This is a genomic window from uncultured Campylobacter sp. (assembly GCF_937981295.1).
GTDB lineage: Bacteria > Campylobacterota > Campylobacteria > Campylobacterales > Campylobacteraceae > Campylobacter_B.
In genome coordinates, this window is sequence record NZ_CALJPC010000001.1 from 58335 (window position 1) to 70283 (window position 11949).

At 50.0% G+C, this 11949-nt stretch carries 8 protein-coding genes; all 8 read right to left on the reverse strand.

Annotated elements, in window-relative coordinates; genetic code table 11:
- Positions 1 to 124: 124 nt before the first annotated feature.
- Positions 125 to 1303 (reverse strand): pyridoxal phosphate-dependent aminotransferase, encoded by a 1179-nt coding sequence (locus Q0135_RS00285; RefSeq protein ID WP_297987315.1) that lies wholly within the window; start codon positions 1301 to 1303, stop codon positions 125 to 127.
- Positions 1300 to 1779, reverse strand: coding sequence for a hypothetical protein (locus tag Q0135_RS00290; RefSeq protein ID WP_297987317.1), 480 nt, complete (start codon positions 1777 to 1779; stop codon positions 1300 to 1302). The genes Q0135_RS00285 and Q0135_RS00290 overlap by 4 nt, the downstream gene beginning before the upstream one ends.
- A gap of 10 nt (positions 1780 to 1789) precedes the next feature.
- Positions 1790 to 2485, reverse strand: a complete 696-nt coding sequence (gene cysE, locus Q0135_RS00295; protein ID WP_297987318.1) for a serine O-acetyltransferase — start codon at positions 2483 to 2485, stop codon at positions 1790 to 1792.
- Complete coding sequence (speA, locus tag Q0135_RS00300) at positions 2482 to 4320, reverse strand: biosynthetic arginine decarboxylase (protein WP_297987320.1); 1839 nt, start codon at positions 4318 to 4320, stop codon at positions 2482 to 2484. The genes cysE and speA overlap by 4 nt, the downstream gene beginning before the upstream one ends.
- On the reverse strand, positions 4317 to 5558 hold the full coding sequence (hisS, locus tag Q0135_RS00305; RefSeq protein WP_297987321.1) for a histidine--tRNA ligase: 1242 nt from the start codon (positions 5556 to 5558) through the stop codon (positions 4317 to 4319). Before hisS ends, speA begins: the two co-directional genes overlap by 4 nt.
- Before the next feature lie 495 nt (positions 5559 to 6053).
- Entirely contained in the window at positions 6054 to 6536 is a 483-nt protein-coding gene (locus Q0135_RS00310; protein ID WP_297987322.1) for a hypothetical protein, read from the reverse strand.
- 212 nt (positions 6537 to 6748) lie between these two features.
- On the reverse strand, positions 6749 to 9382 hold the full coding sequence (recG, locus tag Q0135_RS11375) for an ATP-dependent DNA helicase RecG (RefSeq protein WP_367272136.1): 2634 nt from the start codon (positions 9380 to 9382) through the stop codon (positions 6749 to 6751).
- Positions 9383 to 10181: 799 nt separating this feature from the next.
- Positions 10182 to 11441 carry a pitrilysin family protein gene (locus tag Q0135_RS00320; RefSeq protein ID WP_297987323.1) on the reverse strand — a complete coding sequence of 420 codons (1260 nt, stop codon included), beginning with the start codon at positions 11439 to 11441 and terminating at the stop codon, positions 10182 to 10184.
- Positions 11442 to 11949 lie beyond the last annotated feature (508 nt).

Sequence of the window (11949 nt, forward strand, 5' to 3'; positions counted from 1 at the left end):
CAACCGCATTAAATTCTGAGCTACGCCGTGCCACACTAAATTTGCCGCCAAGCCGCATTAAATTTTATGTAAAAATTTCGCTGCTAAGTTACGACAAATTTAGATCAAAATTTCGCTAGCATGTCTATCTGTGGTAATTTTTTACGAATTTTTCTATGCGCTCAAAGCCGCGTTTTAGATTTTCCATAGAGCACGCAAAGCTTATGCGGAAGTGCCCATCCATGCCAAATCCGCTTCCTGGCACCGTGGCTACGAGCCCTTTATCTAGCAGCTGCATGCAGAATTTCATACTATCAGGTTCTACCTGAGAGCAATCTATGAAGAAATAAAATGCGCCATCTGGTTTTACGACACTAAGCCCTGGGATCGCACCTATCGCGTCCGCGCCAAAATCGCGCCTGCGCTCGTATTCGCGCCTCATCTCCTCGATATAATCATCCGCCTCGCCGCGCAGCACTGGCATAGCGCCTGCCTGGACTATGCTTGCTACGTTGCTGACGCTTTGGCTTTGCAGGTTTATCATCGCCTTATTTAGCTCATCGATAGCACAGGCGGTGTAGCCGAAGCGCCAGCCGGGCATCGCGCCGCATTTGCTTAGCCCGTTGATCGTCACGGTGCGCCCGAACATATCCTCACTGATGCTTGCTGCGGCTATGAAACTCTTGCCGAAGACGATTTTTTCGTAAATTTCATCGGCAATTACTAAAATATCCGTGCCCTTTAGCACTTCCGCAAGCTCTTGTAGCTCCTGGCGCGAATATACGGCGCCTGCGGGGTTACTCGGGTTGAAAAGGCACAGCGCCTTCGTGCGCGGCGTGATCGCGGCTTTGAGCTGCGAGGCGGTGATTTTGTATCGGTTTTCCGCCTTGGTGTCTACGATGACGGGCTTGCTGCCACAAAATTTTACGATTTCGGGGTAGGTGACCCAATAAGGCGCCGGTATTATAACCTCATCGCCTTCGTTTAAGATGCAGTTAAAGGCGTTGAATAGCGAGTGCTTGGCGCCGACGTTGGTGATGATCTGATCAGGCCTGTAGTTTAGAGCATTATCACGCTTTAGCTTCTGCGCGATTAAATTTAAAATTTCAGGCGTGCCGGCAACCGGCGTATATTTTCCACAGCCCTTAGCCATAGCCTCTATGACAGCCTTTTTGGCGACCTCTGCGGTATCGAAATCGGGCTCACCCGCACTTAGGATTACGACGTCTTGCCCTTGAGCTTTCATCTGCTTGGCTTTGGTGCTGATTGCGATCGTTAGGCTTTCGCCGAGCTTGCTTACGCGACTTGAAAGTGTTAATTTCATTGATGCTCCTTGGATTGGTTTAGACAATTTAAAATTTGATTTTTGACGCTAAAAGCCCTGCCGCTACTTGGGTCTTGGTTGTAGATATCGTCGATTTTATAATCTCCTCCGCTACGGACGAGTTTGTAGATTATAGTCTGCGCACCGTAGGGGCAGGTTTGAGTTACTACGACAGTATCGCGCTGCCCTAGCTCAAAATCATATTTCGCATCGTCGCAGACATCTTGACCGCCGATTACCGGATCGTAGTCCAAGCAGCCAACCTCACCTTCGCCAGCAGATGCTTCATCCTGCATAAGCGCAGATTTGAAAGAAGCCGATAAGACATTTTTGTGATCGCCGAAATAGGTATCCTTGATGTATAGACTTTTTACTAAACTTATTCTGGCGTCGTTCGCGGAATTTTTCGCGCTATTAGCATCGCTGCCGCTTGCCGACAAAATAGCACAAATTATAAAAAATAGAGCTTTTTTCACTTTAACCCTCTTATTTTAATGATTTCAGATACTCTTCGTAGAATTTATTTAGATCCTCATCCATTGCGGCGATATCTTTTCTGCCGCTGCAGATGCACTCTTCTAAAATTTCGATACGCTTGATGAGATATTTGATAAGCTCCTGGCTGATATCGGGAATTTTATTATGCGCTAAAGGATCGCTCTCGCAGCTTCCTAAAATTCTAGCGGGCACGCCCACGGCGGTACAGTTTGGCTCGACATCCTTTACGACGACGGAATTTGCGCCGATTTTGGAATTTTCGCCGATGGTGATGTTGCCTAGCACTTTGGCTCCCGCGCCTACTACGACGCCGTTTTGCAGCGTCGGATGGCGCTTGCCGTGCTCTAAGCTCACGCCGCCGAGAGTGACGCCCTGATAGATCAGACAGTTATCGCCGATGATCGCCGTTTCTCCGATGACAAGCCCCGTAGCGTGGTCGAAAAATACGCCCGAGCCGATCTGTGCGCCCGGGTTGATATCTACGGCGGTGATTATGCGGCTAAGTCCGCTAATCGCGCGAGCTATGAGCTTAAAACCTCGCTCGTAGAAAAAATGCGCGAAGCGATAATTTATTAGCGCCCAGACGCCTGGATAGCAGAAAAATATCTCAAATACGCTATTGCATGCGGGGTCTTGACGCAAGGGCTCGGTAAAGTCTTGTTTTAAAATTTGCCAAAAACTCATTTGATTGTCTTTAAGTAGCTATTGTCGTTTAAAAACAGATATAGTTCGCCCAGGATATGCTTTTTCTCTTTATCTCCGATAAGATTTGATTTTTCGACGCGCTCGTTTAGGCTTTCGCGGATATCTACTACGTCGTAGTCCATATCCTCCAAGATGTCGATGACCGATTGAGATTCGATAAAATCCTTGATCTCAAAGCCGCCGTCATCCTTTAAAATCACGGTCGCCTCTGTTGGGTGTGCAAAGAGGTTGTGGCTCATGCCAAGCACCTCCTGGTAGGCTCCGACAAGAAAAAAGCCCAAAAAATACTCCTCTTTTTCAGGATCGAAATCGTGCAGAAATAGCGGATTTTTTTGACTGTCGAATTCTATCTCGCCGTCGCTATCGCAGGTGATATCCCAGATCGACGCCGATAGCGTGGCGCGCTCGTCCAGCCTCTCTAGCGGCATGATCGGGAAGTGCTGCTTGATGCCCCAAAAATCGGGCAGGCTTTGAAAGATCGAGAAATTTACCAAATAGCGTTCTTGGGCGTTGCCTAAGGAGTTTAAGAAATTGCTGTATTCTTGCTTGTTGCCTAAAATTCCATACGCCTTTCGCATTATTAGATGAACCAAAATTTCGCCGTTTGAGCGGTCGATCAGATCGACGTATCCTAGATCAAAAAGGGTAAGCACGCTCTCCATATGCGACATAGCATCGTGCAGATACTCTAGCGCGTTGGACGGCTTTAGAGTTTTATACAGATCGTATAGCTCGGCGACTACCGGCGGATTGTCCTTTTTTAGGGCGAGCTTCTCTTCGGCGTATTCTTGGGTAAAAAGCTCCAAAATCGGCGCTACGAGCACCGCATGGCTGGCGGCTACGTATCTTCCGCTCTCGATAAAGATATCCGGCTCGGCCTCTTTTTTATCCTCTGCGATCGATTTTAGCAAAAAAACCACGTCGTTGGCGTATTCTTTTAGCGTATAGTTGCGGTTGGAGCTTTCTTTGGCTTGGGAGTATTCGATAGCGAGACCTCCGCCTAAATTTATGGATTTTAAATTTTTTGCGCCCATTTTGCGAAGCTCGGTGTAGATGTTACCCGCCTCGATGAGGGCCTTTTTGAGCGGATGGATCTCTGTAATCTGTGAGCCGATATGAAAGTGGATCATCGTAAACTGCTCGATGAGGTCGTTTTTCTTGAGTAAGTTTATCGCCTCTATAAGCTCGGTCGAGGTAAGACCGAATTTAGAATTTATCCCGCCGCTTTTCGCCCACATACCACTTCCGGAGTTGTGCAGCCTGATGCGAAGCCCGATGAATGGCTTTGGCGCGAATCGCTCCTTAGCCGTTTCGATGATGGTTTCAAGCTCGTTTAACCCCTCGATCGTAAGCGTTACGTTATGCCCCATCTCTGCGGCGATGAAGCCGATATTGATGAGCTCCTTATCTTTAAAACCGTTTACGGTGATCGGCGCGCCGTATTTGTTATACGCCATTGCTAGCAGCAGTTCGGGCTTGCTGCCGGCCTCGAGTCCGTATCCGTAAGGCTCGCCGATATCGACTAAATTTTTAACGAAGCCCGGGAATTGATTTACCTTAAGCGGATAGACGGCGTGGAATTTTCCCTTGTAATCAAACTCCTTAATAGCGCGGTTAAAATTTGAGTAAATTTCAACGATCTGCTTTTTGATGAGGTGCGGGAAGCGCAGCAGTATCGGGCCTCGCACGCCGTCTGCGCGGATCTCTTTTATGATATCTACCAAAGGCTGCTTGAAATCGGAGTTTAGGCATAGTTTGCCGCCGTCTATCGTGAAGTTGGAATTCCCCCAAATATTTAGTCCGTAATCGCTCATGCTCTATCCTTAAAAAATGCTTCGACCTCTTTAAATTTAATCGCAAAGGTGCTTTGATCTTCCAAATTTTTGCACCATACCTCGGCGCGATCAAACTCGTCCTGCCCGATGCAAAGGCAAAATTTCACCTCCGCCCCGTCGGCCGCTTTTAAATGCTTGGCTAGGCTCTTGGGCTCGTATGAAATTTGAGTTTTACAAAGCTTTCGCAGCTTTAGCGCAAATGAAAACGCCGTGCTAACAAACGCCTCATCCAGCGCGCCGATATAAAGACCCTCGCGCTCTTGAGGGGCTTCACGCGTTTTTAAAATTTCGGCTATTCGCTCGATACCGATCGCGAAGCCCACGCCCGCCGTCTTTCTACCGCCTAAAAACTCCACGAGCCTGTCGTAGCGCCCGCCGCCGCCTACGGCGCTTTGCGCGCCAAGCTCGCTTGAGACGAACTCAAAGGCGGTTTTGCAGTAGTAATCAAGCCCGCGCACGAGCTTCGCATCAATCTCAAATTTTTGTCCGTTTTGGGTTAAAATTCTTTGCAGCTGCGCAAATTCCGCGGCGCAGGCGTCGTTTAAATTTTCAGTTATAAGAGGCGCGGTGGCTAAAATTTTCTGGCAGCTTTCGTTTTTGCAGTCCAGTACGCGGATCGGATTGGTGTCGATGCGCCTTTGGCAGTCCTCGCAGAGCTTGTCTTCGCGTTCTTGCAAGAAATTTACGAGCTTGGTTTTATACGCGGGCATGCACTCCTCATCGCCTAAAGAGTTGATTTTAAGCGTTGCGGAGACATTCAGCTCGCGTAAAATTTGAGCTAACATCAAAATCACGCTCGCATCCTCATAGACGCTATTTTCGCCGAAACACTCGACGCCGAATTGATGAAACTCGCGCAGACGCCCCTTTTGCGGGCGCTCATAGCGAAACATTGAGCCTTGATAATAAAATTTATGCACGCCGCCGCTGCGGTCTAGCTTTTTTTCGATAAAGGCGCGCACGACGCCTGCGGTGCCTTCGGGGCGCAGGCAGACGCTATCGCCGCTTTTGTCGCTAAACTCATACATCTCCTTGCCGACGATGTCGCTGCTCTCGCCGACGCTACGGCGAAATAGCGCGGTCTGCTCGAGTTTGGGCGTTTCGATGAGGCAAAAGCCGTAATTGCGCGCCACGCGCTCGCACACGTTTAAAATTTGCGAGTAGATGCGCGCCTGTTCGTCCAAAATATCGTTCATACCGCGAAGTGCCTTGATCATCGATAAAATCCTTTGTGAAATTTTAAAATTTTCAAATTTTTGCGGCGATTATAGTTAAATTTTCCTAAATTTTAAGCCCTGCCGCTCGCAGCAACGTATCGATTCTGCTTATTTGCATCGCGCGCCGCGATGATTTTAAAATTTCAAATTTATTTTTAAAATGCGGATTGCGCGATCTTTGAGAATTGTTTTAAACGATTGGCGTTTATAAAATTTACGGCACAACGATCGGCGGACGGCTTCTAATATTGCGTGCCGAGAGTTTGCAAATACAGCGCCAGGCTTACAAAAACAGCGCGCCGCTGAATTTAATGTATCTCGCACTGCGAAGCGGTTTGATTTTAAAATTTAATTTGCAATGTGTCGCGCCAGCTCGCCGTACGCTTCGTAAATTTAAAGCGCTACGCAAAATTTTAAATTTTACCGCGGCGCAGATCGCGCGCCGTTTCGGATTGGACGTCTATTTTAAACCGGCTAAGCTCGGCGGTAAAATTTCTACTTTGCCTCCTTGAAGCTCAAGAATTCCTCGTAGCGGCGATCGATGATCTCTTTGATCTCGGCGTAATTTTGCGGCGAGTTTTCTATGTAAAAATAGGCGTTGTCGAAGTTTTTATCGCCAAATTTGCGCGCGACGAAATCGTCGTAATCTTGCAAATACCAGCCGTGCGTTTTGGCAAATTTCGTGCGGTCCGTGGTGTAGTAGGCCTTCGCAAAGGCCTTGCCCGCGGTGTTTAGCTCCTCGCTGCCTAGCACGCCGTCCATGGCGCCAAAGAAATACCCGCGATAATCAAAGCTATCGTCCATCCGCGCTATATCGTCCGCAAAGTCCGCCGCGAAGTCCTTGGAGTAGAGCTTGCGCTCCATACACCAGTGGAAGAAAAACGCGATGTGCGTCGCGCCGTTTTCCTGCGGGATATCTGTCGGCGCATTTTTCGCGCCCCAGTGCCATTTTGCCTTGTCGTAGGTCACGTAAGCCATTTTGCTCTCCTTTTTTTGGACTTTAAGTTGCATAAATTTTAGAAATTAAAAGCAAACAAGGCTTGGTAAAGCTCTAAATTTTATCCGATGCAATCTGCGCCGTGAAATTTCAAATTTTATATCAGATCGCCCATTATCTCATAATCGCATTCGCTTCGTAAAATTTTGCCGCGGCTAAATTACGTTTAAATTCTATCACATCTCGTAGAATTTCATGCACCCCGTCCTATGTCTTTTAGTCGCTGTTTTGCCGCAGCCGTCACGTCCTCTTCGTAATCATACCACGTAAACATCGCGCCGTGCTGTACCGAGCCGCCCAGCAGATCGCCTCCTTGGCGGTTTTTCAGATCGATATTTGCGACCTTAAATCCGTCTAGTGTCGCTGCGAACTCGCGCAGGCGCTGCGGCGGGGATTTGAGCTTGGTGTAGAGGTAGCAGCGCCCCGCCTGGCCTTTGCGCCCGACGCGTCCGCGCAGCTGATGAAGCGACGCGAGCCCCATTCGCTCGGCGCCCACGATTAAAATGACGCTAAGCCGCGGCAGCGAGATGCCCACTTCGACGATCGTCGTAGTTATCAGTAGCCGTCCTTCGTCGCGGAAGCGGCGCAGGACCTCCTCCTTGTCCTTGTCGCTGCCGTGGGTAATCATTACGTCCGCAAACTGAGCCTTCCAAAACGGCGCCGCCTCCTCAAGGCTTTGATAGACCGAGCTTTCGCTTTGCTGCACGAGCGGATAGACGATGATCGCTTGATTGCCCACGGCGAGCTCGCGGCGCAGATCCTGCATAAAGCCCGTAAATCCGTCATTTTGCAGGATTTTTGTTTTGATCTGCTTTTCAAACGGCAGCTGTTTTAAAAAGCTAAAGCTCACAAGCTCGGACTGGATCATGCTTAGCGTGCGCGGTATCGGCGTGGCGCTAAATTGAATGAAATGCGCGCGAAACTCGCCGCTCCCCGTGAGGCGCGCAATCTTTTCGCGCTGATTCGAGCCGAAGCGGTGCTGCTCATCGACCATTATGAGATTTGACGGCGCGAGCTCGTGGTAGAGCAGGGCGTGAGTGCCGATGATAAGGTGCGCGCCTGCGAAATTCGGCTCGCGATCGCCGCTTTTTACGAGCAGGACTTTGATCTGCGGCGGCAGCAGACGGAGAGCTTCGGCGTAAATCTGCTCGGCTAGGATGCTCGTAGGCGCCATCAGATAGCTGATGCGCGGGTAATTCATCGCCGCGCTCGCGAGGATCACGAGCGTCTTGCCGCTGCCTACGTCGCCCATGACGACGCGGCGGCGTGCCAGAGGGCTTTGCAGATCGCTAGCGATGTCTTTTATCGCTCTCAGCTGATCGCGCGTAGGCTCAAAAGGAAGTGAAGCAAGCCAGTCTGAAATGTCGTGCAGCGGGTAAATTTGCGCAGGGAAGCTCGTTTTTTTTGCGCTTAGCTTTTGCAGGTAGTTTAGAATTTCGACAAATTTCAGCGTGCGTAAAATTTCAGCACCGCTCATAGATGCGACGGCTGCAGCCTGTACAGCCTCGGCGGCGCTTGCGGTCTGAGCGATCGTAGGCTTTGCGGTTGCAGTCTGCACGGCTACTACCGCCTGAACATTTTTGATTTGATCGCACGCAGGCTGCGCGCCCGCAGCTTGCGTGCTCAAAGTTTGGATGGTCGCGAATTGCGCGCTCGCTACTTGGCTTGAAGTTTGGATTGTTGCGGGTTGCATACCTGCTTCTTGAGTTTGGGGGGTTACGGGTTGCAAATTTGCGATTCGAACGTCTGAAGTTTGAATCTCTGCGGGGTGTGTATCTACGTCTTGGGTACTTGCAATTTGTTGCGCGACTATGGCTTGCTCGGCTATGGACTGCGCGGTCGCGACATGCTCTAGCATGGGTTGCACGATTGCTGCTTGAACGTCTGCTGACCGTGTCGCTGTTTGGGCGATGAATACTAGGTCGTTTGAAATTTTATTGCTGTTCGCCGCCGCTTCATTATCGGCTTTGAAGTCGTCCGAAATTTCATCCTCACGCGCCTCGGCGCCGTTTGCGGCAAGAAAATCCTCGTCGCTTTGGACGTTAAAATTTTTGTCGTTATAAATCTCCTCCTCGCGCGCCTGAGGTTCCTCGCCGTCCAAAATTTTATCGCTCACAGCCTCTCCGCTGTGGATATTTTGGCTGGGCGAGGCTTCTGCGCCATTTGGAATTCCGCCGCTTAAAATTTCATTCGCCGCGCCGTGCTTTGTCTCGCAGGCAAGAACTCCGCCATTTTGCGGATGGACTGAAATTTCATCATTTTGCGATCTGCTGTTTAAAATTTCGGCGGCGGCGGAGTTTTGCGAGCTTGTAATTTCGTTGTTATCTAAAATTCCATCGTCATTTAAAATTTTATCGCTGCTTGAAATTTCGTCTCTTAAAATTTCATTCCCGTTCGGAATTTTGCCGCTGTTTGAAACGTCGTCGCGCTCGCCGAAATTTTCCGCGCCGCCCTCCTTGAGCTGCCTATTTAGCGCGGCTAGCATTCGCACGCTGCGCGGCGAGCTCTCGTGTAGCGCGAGCAGTACCGCCGCCTCGTCCGCGCGCAGCCCGCAGCCTAGAAGCGCACTCGCGCTTAGATATTTTTTGATCAGCTTTTGCACCGCGGCGTCGCTCAGCGCAGCTTTGTATTTGGGCGCGATCCTACCCGGCTCGCTTACGATTTTTGGGTTTACGAACTGCCACGAGCCGAAGCTCTCGTCGCATTTGCCGTGGATGAAGAATTTTTTGCCGCGCTTGAAGGCGCCGAAGTGCCAGTTTTTGGCGTTGAAGATCACGATTTTGATCTCGCGCTCCCAGCTGAGGCAGTGCGCCGTGACGATGAGCATCGAGCCGCGCCTGTGCTGGAAGAGGCACTCGACCTCCGCCGTGCTCTCGCCCGCGCAGGGCGCGTCCCTCACGCTTAGATCGTCGAAGCTTTTGGGCAGAAGCAGCGCCAGATCCAAAAGCGTCGTAATGCCCGCCTTTTGCAGCGTCGCCGCGTCTTTTGCTTCAAAAATCAATTTTCATCCTTTAAATTTGATAGGCGTTTAAGCCCTTGCGCTGTGAAATTCTATGCGCCGCAGTGGAATCGTCCGCCTAAATTTGATCGAAATTTTACGCGCCGCATCGAACGCTTGCTTAAATTTGCTCGAAATTTCGTTATTGTGGCAAATTTACTCGCCGGCTGCGCCTGTAAATTTTACTCATTTGCGCGCACTTTGTTTGGCAACCGCGTCTTTGCGGTGCGCACCTCGTTTTAGAACATAGCGCGATCGCTTGAAATTTCACGGCGCGATTTGCGAACCGTACGATCCAAAAGATATGCACGCGCACAGTCTTTTAAATTTCGCGGCGCGGCTTGCAAACGGCGGGCGAAATCGGGCTTTGATTTTGCGCGCTGAATTTTACCGAGCCGCACACGGCGTCTTTAAATTTACCACTTTTGTAAGGCTCGTAAATTTAATCGCTTCTTGCAAAGCCCCGCAAATTTTAGCGCGACGCGCGACGCAGGCGCGGTTTTAAATTTAAACGCACAAGCTGTACGCAAACGGAGCGTAAAAGTAAAATTTAGCGCCGTCTGCGCCGCTTTATAAATTTAAAATTTATCCAAATTTTATGCCGACTGCAGATACGCGCCGCGACGGACTAAATTCTAAGCCCCTTTTTCGCGGCGGTCTCGTCGCAAATGACGGAAAAGCTTAGATTCATGATCTCGTCGTGCGATCTAATGAAATCGTTGAGCGCCCCGAGTTTTAGCGTCTCGATGCGCTTTAAATTTCGCTCGAACTCGCCGAATGCGTAGCCCTTGTAATACTCGCTCTGCGCGATCGCCGCTCGCTTGAACATCGTCTCTTTTTGCAGCACGGCGCTTCCGATTAGGAATTTTTTTGCGCTTTTTAGCTCCGCTTCGCTCACGCCAGATGCGATAAATTTCGCGATCTCCTCTTTTACGAGCGCGGCGGCGTTTTGCAAATTTTCGTTTTTGGTTTGCAGATAGCCCCAAAACTCGCGGCGGCTAAGCTCGAAATCGCCGCGCGCATAGACCGAATACGCAAGCCCGTGTTTGACGCGGATGCGCTCCATCAGCCTGCTGCCGAATCCGCTGCTTCCGAGCACGAAAAGTGCGGTGTTTGCGATGAACTCCTGCTCTTTTGGCAGCGTAAATGGCGCACCGAAGTAGATGTATGCCTGCTGCGTCTGCTCTTTTTGGATCTTTATCTTTTTCGCATCGCTCGGCGTGAAAAACGGCAGCTCGCGCTTTTCGCCGCTTGCAAAGAGGCTCAAAATTTCCGCGATTTTTGGGTTTTTATCGCTCACGTCGCCGCACAAAACGACGTATAAATTCTCTAAACTCAGCGAGGCGAAAAACTCCCGCACGTCCTTCATCGTGATCCGCTCTACGCTCGCCTCGTCGCCTATGAGCGGCTGCTCGAGCCTCGTGCGCGGATACAGAAGCGCTTTTAGGTTGCATGTCGCGATGTAATCAAACTCGCTTTTTAGCACGGCGAGCTCGCCTATGGTTTGCATTTTTAGCTTTTCCAGCACCGATGGCGTTAAATTGGGCTCTTTAAGCAGCTCTCGCAGCATGTCTAAGCCGAAATCGAAGTGCTCTTTTAGGCAGTTTAGCTGGATGCCGAAGGTTTCAAAATTGCTCGCGGCGCTGATCTCGACCGCGCGGATATCGAGCTTGCGGTGAAATTCGCTCACTCCCAGCGTCTTTGAGCCCTCGCCCAAAACGCCCGCGCAGATGCGCGCAAGGCCCAGGGTCTTCTCGCTCACCGCGCCGCTTGCTTTAAAAATTAACTTGAAGCTCGCCACCGGCAGCGAATCGTCGAACTGATACAAAAAGTCGATTTTAGCGATCTTGCCGTCTTTGGTTTTAAGTGAAATCTCTTTTTTTTCCATCGTTTTCCTTTATAAAATTTTTAAATTTCATCACTCTTACAGGCGCGGTTTTAAAATTTTGGCGCAGCCGCGCCGCTTTTAAAATTTGCGCCAAGGCTCGCTTTCAAAATTTCGCTAAAACGAGTTTTCAAAATTTAGTTCAAACTCGCTTCTAAAATTTCGCGCTAGGGCAGTTTTTCCCGTCCTGCTTTAAAATTTTAAATTTAATCGCGCCGTACGTTTTGTAAAATTTCAGCGCCCCAAACGGCGCGCCGCCGCAACGCATTCTAGCTACGAGGCGAAATTATTCGCTAGCACCTAAATGGGGGCATGCTGCTACCAAACACGCAGCTCTGCGGCGTACCGAGACCGCACAATATGTTTTGTAGCCGCAAACGCGGCAAGCGCCTTCGCAAAATGCCTTCTGCGCGCCGTCTCCGTCGCATTGATCTTACGGCGTGAAATTTCGCGTCCGTAAAATTTTAAGGCGAAATTTCGCAGCAAAATGAAATTTTACCGCGCAAATTCC

Coding starts and splice junctions, on each gene's coding strand:
- cysE (WP_297987318.1), bottom strand. CDS start 2,485: ATGAGTTTTTGGCAAATTTTAAAACAAGACTTTACCGAGCCCTTGCGT.
- speA (WP_297987320.1), bottom strand. CDS start 4,320: ATGAGCGATTACGGACTAAATATTTGGGGGAATTCCAACTTCACGATA.
- Q0135_RS00285 (WP_297987315.1), bottom strand. CDS start 1,303: ATGAAATTAACACTTTCAAGTCGCGTAAGCAAGCTCGGCGAAAGCCTA.
- recG (WP_367272136.1), bottom strand. CDS start 9,382: ATGCTCATCGTCACGGCGCACTGCCTCAGCTGGGAGCGCGAGATCAAA.
- hisS (WP_297987321.1), bottom strand. CDS start 5,558: ATGATCAAGGCACTTCGCGGTATGAACGATATTTTGGACGAACAGGCG.
- Q0135_RS00310 (WP_297987322.1), bottom strand. CDS start 6,536: ATGGCTTACGTGACCTACGACAAGGCAAAATGGCACTGGGGCGCGAAA.
- Q0135_RS00320 (WP_297987323.1), bottom strand. CDS start 11,441: ATGGAAAAAAAAGAGATTTCACTTAAAACCAAAGACGGCAAGATCGCT.